Consider the following 26759-nt stretch of genomic DNA (forward strand, 5'->3'; position numbering starts at 1 on the left):
CCTCGACGCCACCGAAAGGCTCCAGCGTGCAGAACCCGACAGCCGACGCATCCGACCTCACCGTCGGCTTCGCACCGCACCCCGCGTCCGCCGCGATCCGCTATCGGGAGTCCGGGGTGTTTCCCGGACGGCCCCTGTGGCACGTACTCATCGACGCAGCCTCCAAACGGCCCACCGCGCCTGCGGTGACCGATGCATCTGTCGACGGTCCGGTCACCCTGACGTACGCAGAACTCGAGTCGGCCGCGACCCGACGCGCCGCCGGTTTCACCAGGGCCGGATTGCGCCTCGGTGACCGGGTGATCCTGCAGCAGCACAATTCCGCACAGTTCGCGATCAATCTCTTCGGTCTGCTCCGCGCAGGCGTCGTCCCGGTGATGACCCTGCCCGCCCATCGGAGCGCCGAGATCGTGCACCTCGCCGCGGGCTCCGGAGCCGTCGCCTACATCACCGAAGACGATCGCCGCGGATTCGACCACCGGGAACTCGCCGTCGCGGTACAGGACACGGTGCCGTCTGTACGGAAGGTCTTCGTCGACGGTGACCCCGGCTCGTTCTCGGCTCTGCCCGATGCCGATCCCGCCCATGTACCGCTCCCGGACGAGGGCGACATCGACCCGGACGCGCCTGCCCTGTTCCTCATCTCGGGCGGCACCACCGGGCTGCCCAAGCTCATCGCGCGTACTCACAACGACTACGCCTACAACGCGCGGCGGTCAGGCGAGATCGCCGGGCTGAACGCCGACGACACGTACCTGGTGGCGCTGCCCGCCGCCCACAACTTCCCGCTCTGCTGCCCCGGGATACTCGGCATGGTGACGGTCGGCGGGCACGTCGTGTTCACCGACAATCCCAGTCCCGACAACACTTTCGATCTCATCGAGAGCCATCGCGTGACCGTCACCGCGCTGGTGCCGGCGCTCGCGCAGGTGTGGTGCGCGGCCACCGAATGGGAGCCCGCCGACATCGGCTCGTTGCGTCTGCTCCAGGTCGGTGGCGCAAAACTCGCGGCACCGGATGCGATGGCCCTCGATGACGCACTCGGCGACGTGGTCCAGCAGGTGTTCGGCATGGCCGAGGGACTGATCTGTTACACCCGTCTCGACGACCCTCGGGAACTCGTGCACACCACCCAGGGCGCACCGATGTCGGAGTACGACGAGATCCGCGTCGTCCACGAGGACGGCCGCGACGTCCCCGACGGAACCGAGGGCGAACTCCTGGTCCGCGGTCCGTACACGATCCGGGGCTACTACCGCGCCGACGAGCACAACCTGCGGTCGTTCACGTCGGACGGGTACTTCCGGTCCGGCGACAAGGTACGCCGCCTGCCTTCCGGGCATCTCGCCGTGACCGGGCGTATCAAGGACACCGTCGTGCGCGCCGGCGAGAACGTGGCCGCCGACGACGTCGAGGAGAATCTCTTGGCACACAGGTCGATTCGGCAGGCCGCCGTGATCGGACTCCCCGACGACGCGCTGGGTGAGAAGATCTGTGCCGTCGTCGTGCTGTCACACGAGCACCCGCGCGCCGAGCCGCTGGAACTGCGCGACGTCCGGGCCTTCTTGACCGAACGCGGTTTGGCTGCGTTCAAACTCCCGGACGCGCTGCGGGTCGTCCCGGCGCTCCCGCTCACCGCCGTCGGGAAGATCGACAAGGCGGCACTACGGGAGCCGTCGCCGGGCGCCTGACCCGGACCGGAGCGGCATCGACCCGGTCACCCGAGGTATCCGCCCCCGTGCGGGAAGAAGTCCTTGGCGGCATGCTCGACTCCGTCGTCGGTGCGCAGCCGTTCGATCACGAGACCCTTGTTACGCCCCAGGTGCGCATCCGAGCCGGCGACGATCACCATGCCGTCGCCTTCGTGGATGAACACCCGTCCCGGCGTGCCACCGTAGACGCAACGGGACACAGATGCTTTGGTGACCCTCAACCGCTGACCACGAAAGTGGGTGTACGCGTTCGGATATGGATCGGACTGGGCCCGCACCAGTCGATCGATCTGGTCGGCGGGCCAGTTCCAGTTGATCGCCGAATCGATCTCGGATCGCTTGTGGAAGAAGGTCCGGTCCTCGAGCCGCTGCGGGGTCCACACGGCTGTGCCGGATTCGATCTGCTCGAGCGCATCACCGAGAACGCCCGGGATGAGGTCGATGGTGGCCGCGACGAGTTCGGTCGCCGTGGACGTCGACGTGATCGGAACCGCCCGCTGGAGGACGACGTCGCCGGTGTCGAGACCGTCGTCCATCCGGTGCGCGGTGAGGCCGACCTCGGACTCACCGCTGATCAGCGCCCAGATCACCGGCGAGAAGCCGGTGAACTTCGGCAACAGCGAGTCGTGCAGATTGAGCGTTCCGTGGGGCGGCAGGTCGAACAGTTCCCGCGGCAGCCACGTGCGCCAGTTGTTCGCGACGATGATGTCGGGTTCGAGGTGCTTGACCCGCTCGATCAACTCGTCGTCGGGGCGTTGTGCGAGGTGAACCGGTATGCCGTGCTCACGGGCGAGGTCCTCGACCGAATCCGACCAGATGGTCTCGTACGCGTGCTCACTCGGCGGGTGCGTCACCGACAACACGACCTCGTGCGGCGATTCGATGAGCGCCTCGAGCGTCCGGTGGCCCCAGGTCTGGTAGCCGAAGGTCACGATCCGCATTCGGTTCATCCTCCTTGTGGCGCAACGCAATCCGCGTGGTGGTGACCCGTTCGGTAGGTCGCCGGGCTTTGACAGCGTGCGCATGGTTCACTTCAATGAGTGAGGTTAGCGTAACCTCATTACCTGGCTCCGTGAAAACGAGCCTCGACATGGCCGCGAGGAACCTTCGTTGAACCCACGAACGATCGATGATCAGATCGGTGCCGCTGAACGGCTGCCCGAATCACGTCGGACTGACGATGTCGCGTCGCCTCGCCTGCCGCTCACCGCAGCTCAGCGGGGACTGTGGTTCGCCCAACAGCTGATCCCGGACACCCCGATCGTCATCGCGACCTATGTGGAACTCCACGGCGATCTCGACATCGATGTCCTCGATCGGGTCTGCCGCCGCGGCCTGACCGAGGTCGAGTGCCTGATCCGGATCGGCGAGGTCGACGGGGTGCCCTACCAGGTCGTCGACCGTTCGGGCGAGGACCACTTCCCGATCGTCGACGTGCGTGATCACGACGATCCGGCCGCTGCCGCACACCAGTGGATGGTCGCCGACTACACCGCGGGCTTCGACCTGCTCGAAGACCGGCTCATCCGCGGCGCCGTACTCCGCCTCGCCGACGGTCACCACTACTGGTACTCGTGCATCCACCACGTCGTCGTCGACGGATACGGCGCGATCCGGTTCATGAATCGCGCCGCCGAGTTGTACACCGCAGAACTCGCCGGGACCGGCGCGTCCGATGACAGCTATGCCGCATCCCCGCTCGAGGACCTCGTGGCCGCCGATGCCGCGTACCGGGACTCGAAGCGGTTTCGGACCGACCGCGACCACTGGATGGCGAAGGCACGTGACCTGCCGGCCCCGCTGTCTCCGGCCGGCGTGGCGGGCCCTCCCGACATCACCCCGCTGCGTGGTGGCGGACTGCTCTCGCCCGGCCTGTCGGGTCGCCTCGCCGCCGCGGCCGAGCGGTACCAGAGCATCGACGCAGCCGTCACCATCGCCGCCGTCGCCGCCTATTTCGCCATCGCGACCGACACCTCCGACGTGGTGCTCAGCCTGCCGGTGACCGGACGCACCAACGCGGTGCTGCGCAAGGCCGCGGGCATGGTGTCCAACGTCGTGCCGATCCGGATGCAGGTGGACGCGGCCACCACCGTCGGCGAGCTGGTGAAGGCCACCGGACTGGAACTCACCGGTGCCCTCCGCCATCAGCGGTATCGCAGCGAGGACCTCCGCGCCGACCTGGTCGCCGCCGATCCGGCACGCGCCACCAACGGCGCCGAACTCGGCGGGCTGTACGGCCCGACCATCAACGTGATGAACTTCCCGACCGATCTCGAGTTGGGTTCTGTCGCAGGCCACTTCAACGTACTGACCTCCGGGCCGATCGCCGACATGATGGTCAACCTCTACCCGGCCGCCGAGGGCACCCGGGTCGACATCCTGGCGAACCATCACCTCTACGATCGCGACACACTCGACCGCCATCACGAGCGCATGATGGCGGTGCTGGAGGCCTTCGCCGAGGGCGACCCGGCACGCCGCGTGCTGTCGATCGACACGCTGAGTGATGCCGAACGCGACACCCTGGTGCCCGCACCCGGCCCGATCGCCCCGCCCCCGCGCACCCTGGGGGCCATCATCGACGAGGCGATCGTCCGGGCCCCGGATGCCATCGCGTTCACCCATCACGATCGCGGCGCTGAGCACGGTAGCGCCACCTACCGAGAGGCCGGGCACTGGGCGGCGGCGGTCGGCAGGCACCTGGCCGATCGGGGTGCACGGCCGGGCACATTCGTCGCGATCGCGATCGAGCGCTCCCTGGACTCGGTCCGCTCCGTCTGGGCCGTGGCCCGTTCGGGCGCCGCGTTCGTTCCGGTCGACCCCGATTACCCGACCGAGCGGATTCGTCACATCCTCACCGACAGCGGTTCGACGGTCGGTATCACCACCCGGGCGCTTCGCGACCGCCTGCCCGACGACGTCGACTGGCTGGTCCTCGATGATCTCGACGACTCCGACACCGCCTGCGGCGAGCCCGGTGAGGGCGAATCCGCCGGTGCGGCAACGCAGACCGCCCGCGTGGACGATCCCGCGTACATGATCTACACCTCCGGGTCGACCGGGACCCCGAAGGGCGTGGTCGTGACCCACCGGGGCCTGTCGGCGCTCGCCGCCGAACGGCGCCACAGTTATCGCGTCGCCCCCGATTCCCGATTCCTGCACAACACCTCACCGAGTTTCGACATGGCTGTCGGCGAACAGATCTCGGCGTTGTCGGCGTCGGCAACCTTGGTCGTCGCCACACCCGGTCTGACCCCCGACGAGCTCGCCGACGTCATCACACGCGCCGGCGTCACCCACGCACTGCTGACGCCGACCGTCCTCTCGACCCTCGCACCGGAGCGCCTCACCGGGCTCAGGATGCTGGGCGTCGGCGGCGAAGCCGTCACCGCGGATCTCGTGCGCCGGTGGGCGCCCGGACGCGAGATGCGAAACGGGTACGGCCCGACGGAGGCCACCGACATCGCCACGGTCGCCGCGCTCACCGCGGACAGCGCCGTGACCATCGGTGGCCCGGTCCACGATTTCCAGGTCATGGTCCTCGACTCATGGCTGCGCCCGGTACCTCCCGGCGTCCGGGGCGAGCTCTATCTCGCCGGCCCGGGACTGGCGCGGGGCTACCACGGCCTGACCGCGCTCACGGCGACGCGCTTCGTGGCCTGCCCCCTCGTGTCCGGCGCCCGGATGTACCGGACCGGCGACGTGGTGTCGTGGGTGCCCGGCGACCTCCACACGCCGTACCTCGAGTACCACGGAAGATCCGACAACCAGGTCAAGATCAGGGGCCGCCGGATCGAACTCGGCGAGATCGAGGCCGCCCTCGTGCAACTCGCCGAGGTCCGGCACGCGGTGGTCACGGTTCGCGGCACCGCCGCGGGCGCCCGTCTGGTTGCCCATGTCGTCGGTGTGCCTGGCACACCGGTGGACGTGGACGTGGTTCGATCGTGGTGCGAACAACGTCTACCCGTGGGTCTCGTACCCGACAGCGTCATGGTCCTCGCGCACCTGCCGGTCACTCCGAACGGCAAGCTCGACACCTCCGGACTCCCCGAGCCGACCTTTGCCGCCGAGAAGCCCTACCGCGCACCACGAACACCCACGGAGCAGGCACTGGCCGACCTCTTCGGCCAGGTACTGGGGGGTGGCCGGGTCGGGGCCGACGACTCGTTCTTCACCCTCGGCGGTGACAGCATCGGGGCCATCGGCCTGGTGTCCCGCGCCCGCGCGAACGGGCTGCATTTCACCCCGCGCGACGTGTTCGAACGCAAGACCGTCGCAGCGCTGGCGCGCGTCGCGACCACCCAGGACCCCCGGCCACGGCTCGACGAACTTCCCGGCGGTGGCGTGGGCAGGCTGCCGCTCACCCCGATCATGCGCTGGCTGGTCGGCCGGCCGGGTGGAATCGACCGCTACGCACAGTATCTCGTCCTCCGGTTGCCCACCGGAATCGGACGGGACGGTATCGTCGAGACGCTCTCGGCCGTCATCGCCCATCACGATGCGCTGCGCGGGCGACTCGTCGACGAGGACACCGCGCTGAGTATCGACCCCGAGAGCGCCGTCCCGGTGGACCTCCTCGTCCGGCGTATCGATGTGGACTCCGACGCCGACCTCGCCGAGGTGGCGCGGACGGCTCTCGAGGCGGCCCTGGGCCGCCTGGCGCCCCGCGACGGCATCATGAGCCAATTCCTCTGGCTACATAAAGAATCCGGCGACGACCTGCTCATCGCGGCCATTCACCATCTTGCGGTCGATGGGGTCTCGTGGCGCATCCTGGTACCCGACATGATGACCGCGTGGTCGGCGGTGAGTGCGGGAGAGCACCCGGCACTCGAACCGGTCGGCACCTCACTACGGCGGTGGGCACACGGCCTCACCGAACGTACGGCCGAGCTCACCGACGGCGAGATCGGTTATTGGAGATCCGCGTTCGACGCCGTCACGCCCGACAGCAACTTGCAGGTCGATCCCACCAGGGACACCGTGGCCGATCTCGCCCGGACGGAGATGTGTCTCGGGGCCGATCTCACTCGTGCCGTGGTCGAGTCGATCCCGACCGCGTTCCGGGCGACCACCGAGGACGTCCTCGTCGCGACCCTCGCCGCGGCCGTGGCCACCTCCTCGCCCGCGACATCCGACACGCTGGTCGTCCAGCTCGAAGGACACGGCCGAGAGGATTCGCTGCTACCCGGAGCAGATCTCTCGCGGACCGTGGGGTGGTTCACCACCGCCTTCCCGCTGCCGATCGATCGTGGCCGCCTGGGCGTGGGTCCCGGCGGCGCTCCCGCTGACCCTCCCGATGCCACCGCGGCGATCGAAGCAGTCAAGTATGTCAAGGAACTGATCCGCGGTCTGCCTTCGCGTGGAGCGGGTTACGGGGTCATCCGGTATCTGGCATCACCACCCGGACACACGATGGCGGGGCCCGGCGCGGACTCGCCCGCGGTGAGCCTCAACTATCTCGGTCGGGTCTCGGCAGACGCCATTCCGGCCGAGTTCGCCGGACTCGGGTGGCTGCCCACCGACGAGGTCGGCCGGATCGCCGTCACGCCGGACGTGGGCATGCCGGCCGTGGCCCCGCTCGACGTCAACGTCATCGTGACCGGTGCGACGCCTGCCGATCTGACCCTGACGGCCACCGTCGACCATGTGGCACGAATCGTCGACGAGGGCACGGTCAGCGGCGTTGTCGCACGATGGGAACAGATACTGACGCTACTGGCCGACACGGTTCGCCACGGCGCACACGGATGGACACCGTCCGACGTCGCGCCGGCCCGTGTCACCCAGCGAGACCTGGACCGGTGGATCGCCCGGTATCCCGACCTGGTCGACGTCTGGCCGAGTTCGCCTCTGCAACAGGGGTTCGCATTCCACTCAGCTCTGACCTCCGGGGTCACGGCAGGCTTCGGACCGTCGGACATCTACGTCTCGCAGGCGACCATCAGCCTGGACGGCCCGGTCGATGCCGATCGTCTCCACACCGCCGCGCGCGCGGTGGTGGCACGACATCCGGCGCTGCGCAGTGCCTTCACGACCTCCGACAACGGTGAACTCGTCACCCTGCTGCAGGGAGGCGCCGAACCCGGCTGGCAGGTCGACGATCTCACCGATCTCGACCCCGTTCGGGTGCCCGACCTCCTGGACGGAATCCGATACCGCCAGCGTGCACAACCCTTTTCACTCGACAGCGCCCCGCTCCTGCGCTTCGGTCTCGTCCGCACGGCACCCGAATCGTTCGCGCTGATCGTCACCGTCCACCACATCGTCGTCGACGGCTGGTCCATGCCGATCCTGCTCCGCGACCTCCTCGTCCTCTACGCGACGCGCGGTCTGGAGGCGGCACTCCCGGACGCACCGAGCTACCGCAACTTCTTGCTGTGGCTCGCGGACCGGGACCGGGGTGCGGCACGAACCGCCTGGTCGCAGGCCTTCGCCGGTCGGACACAGGGCACCTTGCTCGCACCGGATGCGACCTCCTCCGATCCCGGGTCTCCTCGACGCGCGACCCTGGACCTCGGCCCCGAACGATGGGCGCGACTCGCGCAGTGCGCCAACGATGCCGGCGTCACGGCGAACACCGTCGTCCAATCGCTCTGGGCGATTATCCTGGAACGCCTCGCACCCGGCGACGACTCCACGCGCGGCGGTCTGGACGTCACCTTCGGCGCGACCGTCTCGGGCCGGCCCGCAGAGCTCGACCAGGTCGACGAGACGGTCGGATTGTTCATCAACACGGTGCCGGTCCGGGTCCGCGCCGACGCAGGCGAACCCGTCACGGCGATCTGGCAGCGCCTCCACGACGACCAGGCCTGCTTGATCGACCACCACCACCTGGGACTCGCCGACATCACGCAGGCAGCAGGTCCGGGTGCGGGATTCGACACCCTCGTCGTCTTCGAGTCCTACCCGGTCGACACCGAAGGGCTGGTGACCGCCAACGGTATCGACGGGGTGCGGGTCGTCGACGTCGCGATGGACGAGGCGACCCACTATCCCCTCACCCTGACCGTCGAGGCGCAGCCACGACCACGACTCGTCTTCAGCGCCCGGACGGGGGCGGTCGACGACACCGCACTCGCTGCTGTGGTCGAGCGTTTCGATCGCATCCTGCGGACCGTGTGCGCGGACCCGTCGGTCGCCGTGGACGCCCTTCCGTTCCTGACCGAATCCGAAGAGCAGCAAACAGTTCCGCTCCGAGGTCGGCCAGCGGAGCGGCCGATGACCTTGCGGCAGATCATCCGGGCGGCGGTGGATCGCCGGCCGGACGGTGTCGCCATCCGCTGGAACGGTCGATCGATCACCTATGCCGAGGCCGACCGGTGGTCCGACGAGGTGGCCTCTCACCTGTCCGCGGCCGGCGCGCGGTCCGAGGACTATGTCGCGATCGCCCTTCGCCGGTCGGCCGATTCGGTCCGCAGCGTATGGGCCGTCGCCAAGACCGGTGCCGCATTCCTGCCCGTCGACCCCACCTATCCGGCCGACCGCATCGCGCTGCTCCTCGAGGACTCCGGTGCGCGCCTGGGTGTGACAGATCGCCGCACGCGTGCGCATCTCCCGGATTCGATCGAGTGGCTGGTTCTCGACGATCACCGGACCGAGCATCACCAGACGCGGCCGGAGGACGTGCCCGCACACACCGGGAAACCACGAATCGAGCTCGCCGACAACGTCGATCACCCCGCCTACCTGATCTACACGTCAGGTTCCACCGGTACCCCCAAGGGCGTGGTGGTGTCGCACCGGGGCCTCGCCAATCTGGCCGGCGAGCGACGGCACACGTACCTCGTCGAAGAGGACTCGCGGTTCCTGCACAACACCTCACCGAGCTTCGACATGTCCGTAGGTGAGCAGCTCGCGGCCCTGTCGGCGTCCGCGACCCTCGTGATCAGCGATTCCGAGGCGAGCCCGATGACGCTGCCCGATCTGGTCGGACACGAGCGCGTGACCCACGCCCTGCTGACGCCGACGGCCCTCGCGACGATCGAACCCGACGCGCTCGAAGGACTTCGCGTGCTCGGGGTCGGCGGCGAGGCGATCGGACGCGAGCTGGTGTCCCGCTGGGCACCCGGTCGGGCGATGCGCAACGGGTACGGCCCCACCGAGGCCACCGACATCGCGACCGTGGCCTCGCTGGAACCCGAAACGGTCACGCCGACCGGCGCGGTCCCGATCGGCCGTCCGGTCCGGGGCTTCGAGATGGTCGTCCTCGATCCGGCGCTCCGACCGGTCGCGCGCGGGGTGGTGGGCGAGCTCTACGTCGCCGGCCCGGCCATCGCCCGGGGCTATCACGCCCGGCCGGCGCTGACCGCCGACCGGTTCGTCGCGAACCCGTTCGGTACACCCGGTGATCGGATGTATCGAACCGGCGACCTGGTGTCGCTCGCCGACGACGACTCGATCCGCTATCTCGGCCGCGCCGACCGACAGGTCAAGATCCGTGGTCATCGGATCGAACTGGGCGAGATCGAGGCGGCGCTGCTCCGGAGTCCGGCGGTTCGGCAGGCCGTGGCGGTCGGCAAGCCTGGCCCGCAAGGCCATACCGTGCTTGTCGGATACATTGTCGGACACGACTCCTCGCACCCCGACGTCGTGGCGCCACAATCCCGGGAGATCCTCGACGAGGTCGCGCGGACCCTGCCGCGGCACCTGGTGCCGTCGACGATCGTGGTCCTCGACGCGATCCCCACGACACCGTCGGGCAAGGTCGACGAGCGGGCCCTACCCGATCCGGAGTTCGCCTCCACGACCGCGTATGCCCCGCCGTCGACGCCGACCGAGCACGTGGTCACCGAGGAGTTCGCGCACCAGCTGGGCATCGAACGCGTCGGTGTCGACGACGACTTCTTCCTGCTGGGCGGCACATCGATATCCGCATTCGCCATGGTTGCCCGACTTCGTGACCGGACAGGTTCTCTGTTGCCGATCGCTGCGGTGCTCGACGAACCGACTCCCCGCGCACTCGCCCGCAGCCTCGACGATCCAGATCCCGTGGCGGACGATGCTGCGCTGGGCGTCCTGCTACCGATCCGACCGTTCGGCTCCGGCGCCCCGCTGTTCTGTGTTCATCCCGCCATCGGATTGTCGTGGGGTTACGCCGGATTGCTCCGCCACCTGGACGCCGACCGACCCGTGTACGGCCTACAGATCCCGGGAGTGGTCGATGACGACTCGGTGCTCTCGTACGACACGACCGACGACCTGGCGGACCGCTATCTCCGGGAGATCCGAAACGTGGCGCCGCACGGTCCCGTCCACTTGCTGGGCTGGTCACTGGGCGGTGTGATCGCTCATTCGATCGCCGCCCGGATCGCGGCCGCCGGGGGCGTCGTCGGGTCGCTGACCTTGTTGGACAGCGTCCTGCCGGCGGCTCTGCCCGACCGGGACGACGCGATGCGACTGACAGACCTGGTCAGTGCACTCGGCCTCGAAGATCACCCGATCGCGGCGATCAGGGACCACCACGCACCCGTGACACGGGCATCGGTGGATGATCTGCTGGCGGAGGTGGAGGACATGCCGCCAGGTCTGCAACCCGAGGTCGTGTACTACCTGATCGATGCGGCCGCGCACACGGACAGGCTTCTCCGCAGGCATGTGCCGCCCGTGTACGACGGGGATGCGTTGTTCGTGGCGGCCGATCCGGACGGCACCGCCGACTCGACCGCGAAGTCGAGCTGGATGGGCCCCATCACCGGGCACGTCGACGACCTCCGGGTCCGGTGCACGCACTGGGAGATGTGCTCCCACGCCGCGATGCACGCCATCGGACCTGCGGTCGAAGCGTATCTACAGCGTCCCCGGCCGGCGCGCGGGAACGGTCGTGCGACGCCATGAGCGACGTCGAACTGGTCTCCATGGACCGCCGCGGCCGGATACCCGACGGCGCCCGCGTGTTGCGTGGTTCGATGCGGGACAACAGGCGCTCACTGATCGCCTCGACCGCACTCCTGTCGCTGCATCAGCTCTGTGAGGTGTCGGTCCCCGTCCTCATCGGGGTGGCGGTCGATCGGGCGCTCGGCCATGCCGACGCGGCATCCCTCGTGCGGTGGTTGGCGGTGCTGGCCCTGGTCTTCCTCGTCCTGACCGTCGCGTACCGGTATGGGGCCCGGATCGCCATGACCGCGGCACAGGGCGAGGCACACCGACTCCGGATGCGATGTGCGGCAACCATCATCGAGGACACCCCGGTCACGTCACCGGATCTACGCGACGGCGAGATGTTGAGCATCTCCAACTCCGACGCCGACGAGACCGGCAACCTGCTCCGCTACGTCCCCCAGGCGGGATCGGCCGTCGTGGCGCTGATCGCCTGCGCCGCAGTGCTCATCGGCATCGACAGCACTCTCGGCATCACCGTCCTGATCGCGGTACCTCTCATCCTCTCTCTGGTACAGCTCCTGTCCCCGTTCACAACCCGCCTCATCGGCGCGCAGCAGCATCACATCGGCCGTTCCACCGCACTCGCGGCCGATCTCGTGACCGGGATGCGCACGCTGCGCGGCATCGGCGCGCTCGACATCGCGTCCGACCGTTATCGGGAGGCCGACGGCCGCACCCGACTCGCGATGCGGCGCGCGGCCATCGGTCACGGCGCGTTCTTCGGTGCCGCCACCGGCGTGACCGGTCTGATCGCGGTCGGGGTCGCTGCATTGGCGGGGTGGTTCGCGTTGACCGACCAGATCACCGTCGGCGCACTCATCACCGTCCTCGGCCTGGCCCAGTTCCTGACCGAGCCGCTGGCGATCGCCGCGATGCTGCCGGGCCGCGTCGCGACGGCTCGCGCCTCGGCCGAACGCATCTCGACGCTGACCGCCCGACACCGATCCGCCGACGACACCATCGTCCGTACCGACCGCGACTCGACAACCGCTCCGCCCCACCAGGGAGAGTTCGTGGCCGTCCGGGCCCCGGATTCCGCGACCGCTCGGGCATACGCGAGCCAGATCGGTTCCGTCGCCCGACCCGATCTGCTGGTCGAACCACACTCGGTCGATCTGTTCACCGGAACGATCTGGTCGAATCTGGTCGTCGACCGACGCAGTGCGCCGCCCCGGGCCGCGGTCGTCGAACTCCTGGAGGCCCTCGGAAGCCTGGACATCCTGGGCGGCGGCGGCGTCGAGGCTCTCGACACCCCCGTCTCGGATCGCGGACTGTCACTGTCCGGAGGGCAGCGACAGCGACTCGCGCTGGTGCGCGCCCTCATCCGGGACCCGCGCACTCTCGTCCTCCACGATCCGACGACCGCGGTCGACGCCATGACCGAGCGCGTCATCGCCGAAGCGGTGTACCGGCGTCGACACGGTCGCGGGGCGACCCGGACGACGACCGTGATCACCAACAGTCCCGCATGGCTCAGGGTGGCCGATCGTGTGGTCACGCTCCCCTCGGGTGCCACGGAGCCCGCTTCATGACGGCGTTGCGGGTCGCCGATCGAGCGGAGACGTCGCGCTGGCTGCTCAAGGCCGTGCGGGCCAGGCCAATGCTGACCGCGACCGTCGCGATGCTCTGCGCGGTGACCGCCATCTGTGCAGTGATTCCCGTACTCGCACTCGGGATTCTGGTGGATCGGGTGAGCAGCCAAGCGACCGCGGGATCGTTGATCCCGGTCGCACTGCTCGCCGCGTGCGCAGCCGTCGTCGGTGGGCTGGCCGCCGGTGCGACCATGTATGCGGTGGCACGCCTCGGGGCCGACGTGATCGCCGATCTACGCGCCGAGGCAGTGGATGCGGCCCTTCACCTTCCGCGCGCGACCATCGAGGTGGCCGGCCGCGGCGATGTGCTCTCGCGGGTGAACAACGACGTGACCGTCATCAATCGCGCGGTCACCACGGTAGTGCCGACGGTCGTGACCGCGGCAGCTCTCACCGTGGTCAGCGTGATCGCGATGGCCGGACTCGATTGGCGGCTGGGCCTCGCCGGTTTCAGCGCCATCCCGTTCTACGTCGCGGCCCTGCGGTGGTACGTCCCCCGTTCGGCACCCGTTTACGCCGCGGAACGCGCCGCCGCGGCCGAACGCGCACAAGCCGTCGTCGAGTCGGCGACCAGTCGCGACACCGTCCTTGCCTACGGCCTGCAGGACCGTGAGCTCGACCGTATCGAGGAGGCCTCGCTGCGCACCCGGGACCTCGCGGTCTCGGTGTTCACCCTGTTCACCCGCCTGGTCGGCCGGGTGAACAGAGCCGAGTTCGTCGGTCTGGCAGCGATTCTCTCGATCGGCTTCTGGCTCGTGTCGACGGACGCCGTCACGGTCGGTGCGACGACCGCCGCCGCTCTGCTCTTCCATCGCCTGTTCAACCCGATCGGGATGATCCTCTACAGTTCCGCGGAGTTGCAGCTGGCAGGCGCCGGTCTCACCCGACTGGTCGGTGTCGTCGAGACGAAGTCGTCGGCACCCGATGAGGATTCCGACGTCGACACACCGGTCTCACCGGTCAGCCAGGCGGGATTGACACTGCGCGACATCCACTTCGGCTATACACCGGATCATGCGATTCTCCGTGGTCTCGACCTCGACATTCCCCGGGGCCATCGACTCGCGCTGGTCGGCGCCAGCGGCGCCGGCAAGTCGACGGTCGGCGGCCTGATCGACGGCACCCTCGCGTGCGACCACGGAGAGATACTCAAACCGGCTGCCGCACAGGTCTTCACCATCAGCCAAGAGGTACACGTGTTTGCCGGACCGCTCATCGACGATCTCCGTCTGGCAGCGCCGGCCGCCACCCGCGCGGAAGCCTTCGAGGCGTTGGCCATCGTCGGTGCCGACGGGTGGGTGCGGTCATTGCCATCGGGGATCGACACCGTGGTCGGCGAGGGCGGGTTCCGCCTCGGCGAGGCTCGAGCGCAACAGGTCGCGCTGGCCCGTCTGGTGCTCGCCGACCCCGAGATCGCGATCCTGGACGAGGCGACGGCAGAGGCCGACAGCGACCAGGCCGCCGACCTCGATCGGGCGGCGTTGGCGGCAACCGCGGGACGCACGACATTGGTGATCGCACATCGACTCTCCCAGGCGCTCACCGCGGATTCCGTCGCGATCATCTCCGAAGGCGTCATCACCGAACACGGCCCTCCGGACACACTCATCCGTGCGGGAGGCGAATTGACGCGGCTGTGGGACACCTTCCATGCGCAGCGCCCGGGCCACGATGACCATTCCGGTCCGGCCGAACATCCACCGCAGACAATCTCAACCGACATGAGGACTCACCGATGACCCCCACGACGTCAGACAACCACCGCGTCTCGTAACTCGACAACGGTGAGGCGACACCACTGATGGCCCGATTTGTGGCCCGGTTTGTGGAGCGCCCGAGCACATTCGGTTGGTAGCGGCCCGACGACCGTTCATTCGCTCAGGATTCGGGCGCGCCCGCTCGCCAGTACGCCTGCGCCTTCACACCCGCCTTGCCGAGTTTGTAGTCGTTCTTGAACGAGGCCGACACCGCCCGGGTGGCCTTCATGTCCAGGGCGACCCAGCCGAAATGGCCTGTCGCGTCGAACGCCGCATCGCGAACGGCCTCGATGAGGGCGTCTCCACCGCGGTCCCGTTTGATCCAGTTGACGGTGTCCTGGTCGCGAAGCCGCAACGGCAGCGACTTGTCGGACTCGTGCGCGTACTCGAACCAGACGGTGGCCGGGGTCGACGGATTCGCCGACACCGAGATCGCGTCGAGCAGCGAGTTGATCGCGGGCAGCGCGGCCGTGTCCCCGGCGATCAGCCAGCCGGCCGGCGCGGGCTCCGGGATGGCGAACTTGGACCCCATGAAGGTCGACGAGATCGTCTCCCCGGGCTCCGCGGCCTCGGCCCACCGGGTCGCCGCGCCGTCGTGCATCGCGAACTCGAGGTAGAACGAATCGGTCGCCGGCTCCGGGTCGACCAGGGTATAGGCGCGCTGATGCAGCTTGCCGTGCTTGTTCTCGAACCAGATCCGGACCCACATGGTCGGATGGACCGGACGGTCGGTGAGCAGGCCGCCGCCGGTGAACCCCAGTCGGATGTACTCGTCGGTGATCCTCTCGTTGCTCGTGACCGTGAGCTCGTAGTCGTCGGCACCGAACAGTTTGAGGACGGCCCCCTGCCAGCCGCGCGATTTCGACTTCGTCATTTCCGCCATCTGGACGACCCCTCCTCGGAGAACAGGCATTCGCTCTCAGGGTAGCCTACGCTAACTGTCCAACTTCCTTCCCGCGGAGGATCATGCCGGCGCGAGCGGCACCAGCCCGGGATGTGCGTCGAGATAGCTCTTGGTGAACGAGCACACCGGCCGAAGTCGGGCGCCTTGGCCGCGGACGTAGTCGACGGCACCGCGCATCAGACGTGTGCCGAGTCCGTGACCGGTGTATTCGTCGTAGAGAACGGTGTGCAGGATGGTGATCGTCCGCTTGCCGTCCACGCAGTCGGTGCTGTACCCGAGGACGCCGACGAGGTCGCCGGCCACCCACAGCTCGAACCGCTCGCGGACCGGGTTGTGCACGACCTGCGAAATCTGCTGCAGGATCGCCTGCGCAGATTGCGGTGGCCGAGATCGATGTTTCCGTTGCATGAGCCCTCCGGCGCATCGGGAGATGACCCGATGACAGGACTCCCCTTCCCACCAGCGGACCTGGGACCATCTGTGATCCCGGTCACAAACCATACCCTACGATCCCGTAGGTATCAGGAAACCGGCACAGGCTTTCGCGTGGGTAAGTATCGCGCGGTACGGGTGCACTGGTCGCCGAGGTCGTTCGGCACGTAGGGTGTCGGATAGGCCGATCGGCCGCACAATTGCACAACGCGGGGGCTCCCACGATCACCGGGGGCTGAGATGGCGACAGGCGGTCGCCGACCGCCCGAACCTGTCCGGATAATGCCGGCGTAGGGAGCCATCATGGGAACACCCGTATCTGAATCCGTCGTGACCACCGGTCCGATCGAGGGCAGCCACAAGCACTACCACGAACTCGATCACCTGCGGATTCCCCAACGACGCATCGAACTCACCAACGGTGAACACCTCGACGTCTACGACACGTCCGGCCCATACACGGACGCGACCGCGACGATCGACGTCGAGCGCGGTCTGGCGCCCACCAGGGATTCCTGGCACCGTCCGGACGCGATCGACGGCGCGTCGACCCAGCTCGCGTGGGCACGTGCCGGCATCGTCACCGACGAGATGCGCTACATCGCCGCTCGCGAGGGCGTCGACGAGGAACTCGTCCGCAGCGAGGTCGCCGTCGGACGGGCCGTCATCCCGGCCAACCATCGTCACCCGGAGTCCGAGCCGATGATCATCGGCAAGGCGTTCGCGGTGAAGGTGAACGCCAACATCGGCAACTCCGCGGTCACCAGCTCGATCGCCGAGGAGGTCGAGAAGATGGTGTGGGCCTCACGCTGGGGCGCCGACACGATCATGGACCTGTCCACCGGCAAGGACATCCACATCACCCGCGAGTGGATCCTGCGGAACTCACCGGTCCCGGTGGGCACCGTACCGATCTATCAGGCCCTCGAGAAGGTCAACGGCGACCCCACCAAGCTGACGTGGGAGATCTACCGCGACACCGTGATCGAGCAAGCCGAACAGGGCGTCGACTACATGACGGTGCACGCGGGTGTCCTGCTGCGCTATGTGCCGCTGACGGCTCGCCGCGTCACCGGCATCGTCTCGCGCGGCGGATCGATCATGGCGGCCTGGTGTCTCGCGCACCACGAGGAATCGTTCCTGTACACCCACTACGACGAGCTGTGCGAGATCTTCCGCCGCTACGACATCACGTTCTCACTGGGCGACGGTCTGCGGCCGGGATCGATCGCCGACGCGAACGACGAGGCGCAGTTCGCCGAACTCCGGACGCTCGGCGAACTGACGAAGATCGCGAAATCGCATGGTGTGCAGGTGATGATCGAAGGCCCGGGCCATGTCCCGATGCACAAGATCGCGGAGAACGTCCGGCTCGAGGAGGAACTCTGCGAGGAGGCGCCGTTCTACACCCTCGGACCGCTGGCGACCGACATCGCGCCCGCCTACGACCACATCACCTCGGCGATCGGCGCAGCACTCATCGCCCAGGCGGGTACCGCGATGCTGTGTTACGTCACGCCGAAGGAGCATCTGGGACTGCCGAACCGCGACGACGTCAAGGTCGGAGTGATCACCTACAAGATCGCCGCCCACTCCGCCGACCTCGCCAAGGGCCACCCCGGCGCGCAGGAACGTGACGATGCATTGTCCAAGGCGCGCTTCGAGTTCCGTTGGACAGATCAGTTCAACCTCGCGCTCGACCCGGACACCGCCCGCGAGTACCACGACGAGACGATGCCCGCCGAGCCGGCCAAGACGGCTCATTTCTGCTCCATGTGCGGACCGAAATTCTGCTCGATGCGGATCTCCGCGGACGTCCGCACCTATGCCGAGGAGAACGGGCTCGTGACGGCCGAGGACATCGACCGCAAGATCGCCGAGGAGATGGCCGCGAAGTCGGCGGAATTCGTCGAGGCGGGAAAGCACGTCTACCTCCCGCTTGAGGCGACGACCGGCGGTTCCCCCGCCAGATGAGCGACGACCTCGGACTGCCGACCGCCGCACCGGGTGTCACGCCGGCCCGCGTCCTGACGATCGCGGGGTCGGACTCGGGCGGCGGTGCCGGCATCCAGGCCGACATGCGCACCTTCGCGCTGCTCGGCCTGCACGCGTGCGTGGCGGTGACCGCGGTGACTGTGCAGAATTCGTTGGGCGTCCAGGGATTTCAGGAGATCGAACCGGAGACGGTCGCCGCGCAGATACACAGCGTGGTCACCGACATCGGGGTCGGGGCGGCCAAGACGGGCATGCTCGCGTCGGCGCCGATCATCGAGGCGGTGGCCGACGCGTGCATCGACCTCGGCATCGGACGCGACCGCGGAGTTCCCCTCGTCGTCGATCCGGTGTGTGCGTCGATGCACGGCGACGCACTGCTGGCCACCGAGGCCCTGGACACGTTGCGCACCAGGCTGATTCCCCTGGCGACGGTGGTCACCCCGAACCTCGACGAGGTCCGCCTGATCACCGGGATCGACGTGGTCGACGCGACGTCCCAGCGCGCGGCGGCCCACGCCCTGCATGATCTCGGCGCGCTCTGGGCTCTGGTGAAGGGCGGACATCTGCGATCGTCCGACCACAGTCCCGACCTTCTGTTCGACGGCGACGAGTTCCACGAGTTCGTCCACCCGAGGATCGCCACGACCCACGACCACGGGGCGGGCGACACCCTGGCCGCCGCCATCGCGAGCGCGCTCGCCCACGGCTATTCGGTCCCCGACGCCGTGTCGTTCGCCAAGCGATGGGTCACCCGCGGGCTCGAATCCGCCTACCCACTCGGCGCCGGGCACGGTCCGGTGAACCCGCTGTGGCGGGTCACCGCCCCCTGATACCCGCACCCCGTCCCGTCCCGTCCCGTCCCGTCGACAGCAACCCATATCCCGCCGACAGCAACCTCAATTCCGCCGACAGCAACCTCGATCCTGCCGACGGCAACGCGAATCTCGTCGAGAGCAACGTTCCCCGGCTTCCCCCGGCGCGGCCCGAAGCGCGCCCACGCGGTCTGAGTATCGTCGTCGGCGCCCTGGGGTGTTGCTCTCGACGAGATTCGCGTTGCTGTCGACGGGATATGGGTTGCTGTCGGCGAGAAACTGGTTGCTGTCGGCGGGATTCGGGTGGGGGTTGGCGGGGGTGGGGGTCGGCAGGGCGGGCTACTTTTGCCAGCCCACGTCCTCCACCGGGCCGATGTAGAACTGCCCCGCACCGTAATTGGCGAGGTTCTCCTTGACCGCGATCATCGCCGGACCGTTGAACAGCGGTAGATCGGAGTACTGCGCGAACGCCTGCCGTTCCACCTTGTTGCCGGCGGAGATCTGGGCCATCGGCTCCGGGATCTGTGCCACCCGGGCGATCTCGGCATCGAGCTCCGGTGATCCGGCGCCGGCCTTGTTCAGCTGCGATCCCTCGCACCACGTCTGGCAGAGGTAGGCCATCCCGAACGGATCACTGGACGAGAATCCCATCAGGAACAGGTCGAATTCCTTGTTCACGACGACCTTCGAGAAATCCGAGGACGGTCGCTGGGCGATCACCACGTCCACGCCGATCTGCTTGAGGATGGCCTGAAAGGCGCGACCCAGGTTCTGGATCGCCGGCGAATCGGACAAGATCGGCAGCGACAACGACAGCCGCCGGCCGTCTTTCATCCGGATGCCGTCGTCGTCATCTCCGACCCGCCAGCCGGCGTCGTCGAGGAGCCTGCGCGCACGGTCGGGGTCGTAGTCGACCACGCCCTTGACGTTGTCCTCGTAGCCGGGCTGGAACGAGTACATCTGCAGCGATCCGGGCAGCGGCTCGGTGTAGTTGAGCCCGGTGAATCGGATGCGTGCCAGCGTGTTCCGGTCGACGCCGCGAAGCACTGCCTCGCGCACCCGCCGATCGTTCAGGATCGGCGTGTCCAGATTCACCACCAGGAGGGACTGTTGCGGCGAGGCCGCGGTCCGGATCGTGACGCCCCCCATCGTGATCACCTGGGCCCGTGAGTCCTTGCTGCCGACCCCGATCGCATCGAGCTCCCCATTGCGGAACGCATTGATCGCGGCCTGGTCCTCCATCTGCCGGAACGCCCGCCGATCGAGTTTGCCGGGGTTGCCCCACCATTGCGGGTTGCGCTTGAACACGACGACGCCGGTGTTCTGATCGTAGGAGCCGATGGTGTACGGCCCGGCACCCCATTCCGCGTGCGGGTTCTGCAGGTACGCGCGGTTGTAGAGATCTGCGGTGCTGACCTTCGGGTTCAGCAGGTAGTTGAAGAGCCCGTCCGGCCAGGCCCACACACCCTTGAACCGGACCACCGCCTGTCGATCGTCGACTCCCCTGGCGACGGATTCGATCTGGTCATAGCCGTCGGTCGAACTCACGATGTAGTTCGGGTCGGCACCGCTGCTCGACCGCCAGGTGTTCACGAAGGAGCGATAGTCGATCGGCGCGCCGTCGTTGTAATGGGCCTTCGGGTTGATGGTGTACGTGACCACCGTCTTGCCGTCCACCAGTTCTTTGCGGACGTCGGTGAGGTAATCGCGGTTGAACGAGTAGGTGCCGTCGGGCGCGAAGTAGGCCAGGGTCGGGTTGTACCAGCGCCAGAGCAGGAGGGTGTACGCGGAGCCGTCGGCCTGGAAGGTGTTCCACTGCGGACTCACCTCGGTGATCGCCGTGGTCAGGCTCCCGCCGTCCCGGACGTTCGCCCGCGGTTGCGGGTTGAGGTCGGCACCGGTCGTCGAGATCACCGAGTCGTCCAATCGCACGCCACAGCCTGCACATCCCATGATCGCCAGGGAGAACACGAGGATCAACACGACGAATCGCTTCACGACGCCTCCTGTGACATCGGCATCCGGTCCGTGAAGTGGCACGCCGCACTGTGGTCGGCGGCCGCGCCCGCCAGGACAGGTTCCTCATCCCGGCACCGGGCCCGCTCGGTCTCGGCGAGAGTGAGATGTAGTGGACACCGGCCCACGAACGCACACCCGGCGATCTCGTCGGTGGGACTCGGCTGCTCGCCGCGCAGCACGATCGGTGTGCGGGCACGCTCGGCACGTGGGTCCGGAATCGGGACGGCCGACAGCAGGGCCTGGGTGTACGGATGCCTCGGCTCGTCGAACACCGTGGCGGTCGGACCCACCTCGACGAACCTGCCGAGGTACATCACCGCAACCCGGTCGGCCATGTGCCGAACCACCGAGAGATCATGTGCCACCACGAGATACGCGACGTCACCGTCGGCCTGCAACCGACGGATGAGATTGACGACGTCGGCCTGTACCGAGACGTCGAGCGCCGAGAGCGGCTCGTCGAGGATGATCAGTTTGGGATCGGTCGCCAGCGCTCGCGCAATGGCGAGGCGCTGGCGCTGTCCGCCCGAGAAGGCCGACGGATAGCGGTCGGCGTGCGCCGGATCGAGTCCGACCCGCCGCAGTAGTCCGCCGACGCGTTCTTCGGTGTCGTGCTTGGACAAACCCAGTGCGCGCAACGGTTCTCCGACGACGTCGAAGGCGGTGAACCGCGGATCGAGCGCTTCCGACGGGTCCTGGAAGACGATCGCCATCTCGCGCCGCAGGACCCTGGCCCGTCGTCGGGACAGTTCGGCCGGGTCGATCCCGGACAGTCGGACGACGCCTGCCGGCTGCCCGAAATCCATCACCTCGAGCAGGGTGGTGGATTTCCCGCTGCCCGACTCGCCGACGATCGCCATCGTCTCACCGCGGCGGATGTCGAAGGAGACCCCGTCGACCGCCCGAACCGTCCCGACCCGGCGCTTCATCATCCCACTGGTGAGCGGGAACTCCTTACGCAGGCCGGCGACTTCGAGAATCACCGGCCGGTCGTTGCCGCCCGGCGCGACCGGCTCGCGGGTCCCGACGGCGGGTTCGCCGTAGACGGGCTGTCCGTCGATGGTGGCGTCGTCGCCGATCTCCGGCGCACGGACACACGCAGCCGCATGCCCACCCGCCTCGGCCCCGGCTCCCGCAGAGTCAACGGCCCCGTCCCCGCCGACGACGGGTGTCAATTCCGGTTCGTACCGGAGACATTCGTCGATCGCGATCGGACAGCGTGGTGCGAACTGGCAGGCCGACGGCGGATCGATGAGCACCGGCGGTGTACCGGGGATCGGCGTGAGCGATTCGGCGATCCGGTCCACTCGCGGCACCGCCCCGAGCAGCCCGATCGTGTAGGGCATCCGTGGTGTGTCGAACAGTGGTTGCGCGGCGGCGCGTTCGACGGCCCGGCCCCCGTACATCACCACCACGTCGTCGGCGGCGCCCGCCACCACCGCGAGATCGTGGGTGATGAGCAGGATGGCCGCACCGGTCTCGGCCTGCGCAGTCCGCAGCAACGACATGATCTGCGCCTGGATGGTGACATCGAGGGCGGTGGTCGGTTCGTCGGCGACGATCACCGCAGGATCGTTCGCGATGGCCATCGCGATCATCACGCGCTGGCGCATACCACCGGACAGTTCGTGCGGGAATGCCTTGACCCGCCGGGCGGGGTCCGGGATTCCCACGAGCTCGAGTAGCTCGACCGCCCGTGCCATCGCCGCCTTGGTACCGATCTCCTGATGCGCCTTGAGCGCCTCGACGATCTGGGCACCGACGGTGAAGACGGGCGTCAACGACGAGAGCGGGTCCTGGAAGATCATCGAGATCTCCCGCCCCCGGATCGTCGACATCTCCTTGTCGGCCAGCCCGAGCAGTTCGCGTCCGTCCAGGGTGACCGATCCACTCACCACCGCGGATTCCGGGAGAAGCCCCAGGACCGCCAACGCGGACACCGATTTCCCGGAGCCCGACTCGCCGACCACCGCCAGCGTCGACGACGCGGACACGTCGAACGAGAGGCCGCGGACCGCGTCGACCCGACCTGCCTCGGATCCGAAGGACACCCGCAGATCCCGCACAGACAGCACCGGTTCGGCGCCAGGGCCGGTCGAGCTGCTCATGCGCGAGCCCCCGATCCGGAGGTCGGGTCCAGTGCGTCGCGAAGTCCATCGGCGATCAGCGCCATCGACACGGTCAGCAAGGTCAACACCGCGGCGGGGAAGTAGAACAGCCAGGGCGATGCGAACAGTGCTCCGGTCCCCGACTGGAGCAGAGCGCCGAGCGTGACGTCGGGGATCTTCACGCCGAGGCCGAGGAAGGACAGACCGGTCTCGGCGAGGACCGTTGCCACCACGCCGAGCGCGAAGTTGATCACCAGCAACGAGGCGAGGTTGGGCAGGATGTGGCGGGCGACGATCGTGATGGGCGGCTCCCCCAGATAGCGTGCGGCCGATACATAGTCACGCTCCCGGATCGACTGGGCCATGGAGTGGATGATGCGCGCCAACATCATCCAGCCGGTCAGGGTGAGGACCACAATGAGCCAGCGCCAGTCACCGCCGGTCTTGTTGGAGATCAGCGCCAGGATCAGGAAGGTCGGCACCACGAGAAGAAGATAGATGACACCGAGGATCAGCCGCTGCACCCATCCGCCGAAATAGGCGGCGAGGGCACCGACGAAAGCGGCGATCACCGTGGTGCCCAACGAGACCGACAACGCGATGATGAGTGATCGTTGCAGACCGTGCACGACCTGCGCGTACAGGTCGTTGCCCGCGTCGTTGGTGCCGAACCAATGCCCGGACGACGGCGGGAACCCGATCGCCAGGAAGTCGGTGTCGGTGTACGAGTACGTGGTGAACAGACCGCCGAAGAGCGCGAAGCAGACCAGGATCGCGAAGATCACCAGGCCGACCAGCGCCGAACGGTGACGTGCGAACCGCCGCGCGATGAGCGCGCCGCGTCCCAGGCGCCGCCGGGCGATCGGGGTCTGCAGGCTGCCCTCGACCGGACCGACACCGTCGGCGAGCAGCCCACCCGTCTCACCCATGATGGGCGCGGTGGCCGTCGGGTCATGCGCGCCCCGCCCATGGAAGTGCTTCGAATCGGCGTCTCGGGACCGGTCGTTCCGGGACGGTTCCGGAGGCATCATCACCATGTCAGGTCACCCGCACTCGTGGATCGAGGTAGACCACCGCCAGATCGGCGAGGATCGCGCCGACCGCGGTGGCCAGGGCGCCGAAGGCGGCCACGGCCACCGCGCCGTACACGTCGTTGGTGTTGATGGACGTGACGAAGTAGCGGCCCATCCCCTCCCACCCGAAGATCGTCTCCGTGATGACGGCGCCGGTGAACACCGCCGGGATCGCGAAGGCCACTCCGACGGCCACCGGGATGATCGCGGTGCGCAACGCATGTCGTCGTACCGCGACCCCGCGCCTGAGCCCCTTGGCACGGGCGGTCCGGACGTAATCCGCATCGATGGTGTCGAGCAACAGCGAGCGCTGCATGAGGTGCAGTCCCGCATATTGCACGGCGACCAGCGTGATCGTCGGCAGGATCAGGTGTTTGATCCGATCGGCCAGTACCGGGAAGAACCCGTGCACGTCGATGCTCGACGACCCGGCCACGTACACCACCGTGTGCCCCACCCGCTGATTGACCGCGATGCCCAGGAGCACCACCGCCAGGCCGGCCACCGCGATGGGTATGTTGATCATCACGATCGAGACCAGTTGCCATGCGCGGTCGGCCAATCGGTAGTGCCGCAGGGCCGTGTAGACGCCGAGCGCGATACCCAGCAGCGTCGCCAGCACGGTCGCCGCGGTGAGCAACTGCACCGACGACCAGATCCGGAAACCCACCTGCGCGTTGACGCTGGTGCCCACCGGCGTCGAACCCCAATCCCAGTGCAGCAGGATGTCGGTCAGCCAGGTCCACCATCGCTCGAACACCGGCGTCTTGTCGTTGAGGTTGTAACTCGTCAGCGTGTTGTCGACGACCTCGGGAGGCAGCGGAGGTTTGCGTTCGGCGTAGTTCGACCGCGGATCGAGAAACCAGGTCGCCAGGAAGAACGTGAGGTTGGTCGCGACGAAGACAAGGACCGCCCACGCGGCGATGCGTTTGCACAGGTAACCGATCACCTACGACCTCTGACTCCGGCTGTCCCGGCCGGGGGCTGACCGGCGGCAGTCGACCCATTGTGTCAGCGCGACCGTCGATTCGCCGGGTTCCGCGCGGCACGGTGTCACCGCGACCATAATCGGGCAATGGCCTGGAACTACCTCATGGACATGGATGGCGTGCTCACCAGCGAGGAGCACCTGATCCCCGGTGCCGACGCATTTCTCGCCGAACTGACCGCGAACGGCACGCCGTTCAGCGTGCTCACCAACAACTCCATCCGCACGCCACGGGATCTGCGGGCCCGCCTGCTGCGGATCGGTCTCGACATCCCGGAATCGGCCATCTGGACGTCGGCGCTGGCCACCGCGCGTTTCCTCGATTCGCAGCGTCCGGGCGGATCGGCCTACGTCGTCGGCGAATCCGGCCTCACCACCGCGCTCCACGAGATCGGCTACGTGATCACCGATTCGGACCCCGACTATGTGGTCCTCGGCGAGACGCGTACGTATTCGTTCGAGGCCATCACGACCGCGATCCGGCTCGTCGAGCGGGGCGCGCGATTCATCGCCACCAACCCGGACGCCACCGGTCCGTCCACGAGCGGGTCGTTGCCGGCGACCGGCGCGGTGGCCGCCCTGATCAGCAGGGCCACCGGACGCGACCCCTACTACGTCGGCAAACCCAATCCGCTGATGATGCGGTCGGCGCTCCGGCAGATGGGCGCACATTCCGAGCACACCTTGATGATCGGCGACCGGATGGACACCGACGTGATCGCCGGGATGGAGGCCGGCCTCCAGACACTGCTGGTGCTGTCCGGCATCTCCACGCCGGCGTCGGTGGAGCTGTATCCCTACCGCCCGACCGAGGTGATCGGCTCGGTGGCCGACCTGGTGGGGCGCACCCAGGATCCGTTCCGCAGCTGACCGCGACGCGACTTCGCCGACAGCAACCCCGAAGACGCCGACAGCACCCGACTCCGACAGGAGTGCGGGTGCTGTCGATGAGCATCGGGGTTCTCTCGGCGTGAACTCGAGAAACCCGTCAGCGGATCAGGCCCTCGTCAGATCAGACCCTCGTCAGATCAGACCCTCGTCAGATCAGGAGAGTGCCTTGGCCTTCAGGGCGTCGAACTCCTCCTGCGTGATGGTCCCGGCGTCCAGCAGACCCTTGGCATCGGCGATGTGCTCGGCCGGGCTCTTGCCGGCGACCGACTGGATGTAACTGTCGGTGGCCTGCTTGGCCTGCTGTGCCGCCTCGCTCTGCCGCTCGGACATGCCGCGGCCCTTCACGAGCAGATACACGATCGCGGTGATGTACGGGAGGATGACCAGGAAGATCACCCACACGGCTTTCAGCCAGCCGGACGCCTTCTTGTCGCGGAACAGGTCGGTGATGATGAACCAGAGGACCATCAGGTATGCCACGAACGCGAAAATGACGATCGTGTACCAGATGAAGTCCCAGAACGAGTCCCACATGGGAAATGCTCCTTGCATGTCAATGTCGGCCCCGACGGGGATCGCCGGGCCGTCAAAAGC

The 26759-nt window shown here is 67.8% G+C and carries 15 protein-coding genes and 1 riboswitch; of the genes, 7 read left to right on the plus strand and 8 right to left on the minus strand.

Annotated features, from left to right (window positions below):
- The first annotated feature begins 26 nt into the window (after positions 1-26).
- Positions 27-1691 carry a (2,3-dihydroxybenzoyl)adenylate synthase gene (locus ACPXCG_RS06575; protein ID WP_425790233.1) on the plus strand — a complete coding sequence of 555 codons (1665 nt, stop codon included), beginning with the start codon at positions 27-29 and terminating at the stop codon, positions 1689-1691.
- Positions 1692-1717: 26 nt separating this feature from the next.
- Here ACPXCG_RS06575 and ACPXCG_RS06580 read toward each other — a convergent pair whose 3' ends face one another.
- Positions 1718-2653, minus strand: a complete 936-nt coding sequence (locus ACPXCG_RS06580; RefSeq protein ID WP_425790235.1) for a methionyl-tRNA formyltransferase — start codon at positions 2651-2653, stop codon at positions 1718-1720.
- Positions 2654-2822: 169 nt separating this feature from the next.
- Here ACPXCG_RS06580 and ACPXCG_RS06585 point away from each other — a divergent pair, with 169 nt between their 5' ends.
- Genes ACPXCG_RS06585 through ACPXCG_RS06595 form a run of 3 tightly spaced genes read left to right on the plus strand, consistent with a single transcriptional unit; the run spans position 2823 to position 14925 of the window.
- Positions 2823-11549, plus strand: a complete 8727-nt coding sequence (locus tag ACPXCG_RS06585) for an amino acid adenylation domain-containing protein (protein ID WP_425790237.1) — start codon at positions 2823-2825, stop codon at positions 11547-11549.
- Positions 11546-13126 (plus strand): ABC transporter transmembrane domain-containing protein, encoded by a 1581-nt coding sequence (locus ACPXCG_RS06590; protein ID WP_425790239.1) that lies wholly within the window; start codon positions 11546-11548, stop codon positions 13124-13126. Before ACPXCG_RS06585 ends, ACPXCG_RS06590 begins: the two co-directional genes overlap by 4 nt.
- Positions 13123-14925: an ABC transporter ATP-binding protein gene (locus ACPXCG_RS06595; RefSeq protein WP_425790241.1), complete on the plus strand. Its 1803-nt coding sequence runs from the start codon at positions 13123-13125 to the stop codon at positions 14923-14925. Before ACPXCG_RS06590 ends, ACPXCG_RS06595 begins: the two co-directional genes overlap by 4 nt.
- Positions 14926-15064: 139 nt before the next feature.
- Here the strand turns inward: ACPXCG_RS06595 and ACPXCG_RS06600 are convergent, their stop codons facing one another.
- Together ACPXCG_RS06600 and ACPXCG_RS06605 are read right to left on the minus strand one after the other, a co-directional pair.
- Entirely contained in the window at positions 15065-15826 is a 762-nt protein-coding gene (locus tag ACPXCG_RS06600) for a siderophore-interacting protein (RefSeq protein ID WP_425790243.1), read from the minus strand.
- A gap of 81 nt (positions 15827-15907) precedes the next feature.
- Positions 15908-16255: a GNAT family N-acetyltransferase gene (locus ACPXCG_RS06605; protein ID WP_425790245.1), complete on the minus strand. Its 348-nt coding sequence runs from the start codon at positions 16253-16255 to the stop codon at positions 15908-15910.
- A gap of 223 nt (positions 16256-16478) precedes the next feature.
- Positions 16479-16593, plus strand: a riboswitch (TPP riboswitch).
- Between ACPXCG_RS06605 and thiC the strand changes: the two genes are divergently transcribed.
- Both thiC and thiD read left to right on the plus strand, forming a co-directional pair.
- On the plus strand, positions 16583-18253 hold the full coding sequence (thiC, locus tag ACPXCG_RS06610; RefSeq protein ID WP_425790247.1) for a phosphomethylpyrimidine synthase ThiC: 1671 nt from the start codon (positions 16583-16585) through the stop codon (positions 18251-18253). Its footprint overlaps the riboswitch before it by 11 nt.
- Positions 18250-19104, plus strand: a complete 855-nt coding sequence (gene thiD, locus ACPXCG_RS06615) for a bifunctional hydroxymethylpyrimidine kinase/phosphomethylpyrimidine kinase (protein ID WP_425790249.1) — start codon at positions 18250-18252, stop codon at positions 19102-19104. The genes thiC and thiD overlap by 4 nt, the downstream gene beginning before the upstream one ends.
- Positions 19105-19425: 321 nt before the next feature.
- Here thiD and ACPXCG_RS06620 read toward each other — a convergent pair whose 3' ends face one another.
- Genes ACPXCG_RS06620 through ACPXCG_RS06635 form a run of 4 tightly spaced genes read right to left on the minus strand, consistent with a single transcriptional unit; the run spans position 19426 to position 25235 of the window.
- On the minus strand, positions 19426-21084 hold the full coding sequence (locus ACPXCG_RS06620; protein ID WP_425790251.1) for an ABC transporter family substrate-binding protein: 1659 nt from the start codon (positions 21082-21084) through the stop codon (positions 19426-19428).
- On the minus strand, positions 21081-23213 hold the full coding sequence (locus ACPXCG_RS06625) for a dipeptide ABC transporter ATP-binding protein (RefSeq protein ID WP_425790253.1): 2133 nt from the start codon (positions 23211-23213) through the stop codon (positions 21081-21083). Before ACPXCG_RS06625 ends, ACPXCG_RS06620 begins: the two co-directional genes overlap by 4 nt.
- Positions 23210-24250 carry an ABC transporter permease gene (locus tag ACPXCG_RS06630; protein WP_425790255.1) on the minus strand — a complete coding sequence of 347 codons (1041 nt, stop codon included), beginning with the start codon at positions 24248-24250 and terminating at the stop codon, positions 23210-23212. The genes ACPXCG_RS06625 and ACPXCG_RS06630 overlap by 4 nt, the downstream gene beginning before the upstream one ends.
- Before the next feature lies 1 nt (position 24251).
- On the minus strand, positions 24252-25235 hold the full coding sequence (locus tag ACPXCG_RS06635) for an ABC transporter permease (RefSeq protein WP_425790257.1): 984 nt from the start codon (positions 25233-25235) through the stop codon (positions 24252-24254).
- Between the two features lie 126 nt (positions 25236-25361).
- Here ACPXCG_RS06635 and ACPXCG_RS06640 point away from each other — a divergent pair, with 126 nt between their 5' ends.
- Positions 25362-26144 carry an HAD-IIA family hydrolase gene (locus tag ACPXCG_RS06640; protein ID WP_425790259.1) on the plus strand — a complete coding sequence of 261 codons (783 nt, stop codon included), beginning with the start codon at positions 25362-25364 and terminating at the stop codon, positions 26142-26144.
- Between the two features lie 174 nt (positions 26145-26318).
- Here the strand turns inward: ACPXCG_RS06640 and ACPXCG_RS06645 are convergent, their stop codons facing one another.
- A complete protein-coding gene (locus tag ACPXCG_RS06645; RefSeq protein WP_425790261.1) occupies positions 26319-26699 on the minus strand; it encodes an SHOCT domain-containing protein in 381 nt (126 codons plus the stop codon).
- Between the last annotated feature and the right edge of the window lie 60 nt (positions 26700-26759).

The organism is Gordonia sp. DT218 (assembly GCF_049847105.1).
In the GTDB taxonomy this organism is placed as follows: Bacteria; Actinomycetota; Actinomycetes; order Mycobacteriales; family Mycobacteriaceae; genus Gordonia.

Bases quoted from the DNA above. Each gene is read 5' to 3' on its own strand.
- ACPXCG_RS06640 (WP_425790259.1), top strand. From the start codon at position 25,362: ATGGCCTGGAACTACCTCATGGACATGGATGGCGTGCTCACCAGCGAG.
- ACPXCG_RS06595 (WP_425790241.1), top strand. From the start codon at position 13,123: ATGACGGCGTTGCGGGTCGCCGATCGAGCGGAGACGTCGCGCTGGCTG.
- ACPXCG_RS06605 (WP_425790245.1), bottom strand. From the start codon at position 16,255: ATGCAACGGAAACATCGATCTCGGCCACCGCAATCTGCGCAGGCGATC.
- ACPXCG_RS06630 (WP_425790255.1), bottom strand. From the start codon at position 24,250: ATGGTGATGATGCCTCCGGAACCGTCCCGGAACGACCGGTCCCGAGAC.
- ACPXCG_RS06590 (WP_425790239.1), top strand. From the start codon at position 11,546: ATGAGCGACGTCGAACTGGTCTCCATGGACCGCCGCGGCCGGATACCC.
- ACPXCG_RS06625 (WP_425790253.1), bottom strand. From the start codon at position 23,213: ATGAGCAGCTCGACCGGCCCTGGCGCCGAACCGGTGCTGTCTGTGCGG.
- ACPXCG_RS06600 (WP_425790243.1), bottom strand. From the start codon at position 15,826: ATGGCGGAAATGACGAAGTCGAAATCGCGCGGCTGGCAGGGGGCCGTC.
- ACPXCG_RS06580 (WP_425790235.1), bottom strand. From the start codon at position 2,653: ATGCGGATCGTGACCTTCGGCTACCAGACCTGGGGCCACCGGACGCTC.
- thiC (WP_425790247.1), top strand. From the start codon at position 16,583: ATGGGAACACCCGTATCTGAATCCGTCGTGACCACCGGTCCGATCGAG.
- ACPXCG_RS06645 (WP_425790261.1), bottom strand. From the start codon at position 26,699: ATGTGGGACTCGTTCTGGGACTTCATCTGGTACACGATCGTCATTTTC.
- thiD (WP_425790249.1), top strand. From the start codon at position 18,250: ATGAGCGACGACCTCGGACTGCCGACCGCCGCACCGGGTGTCACGCCG.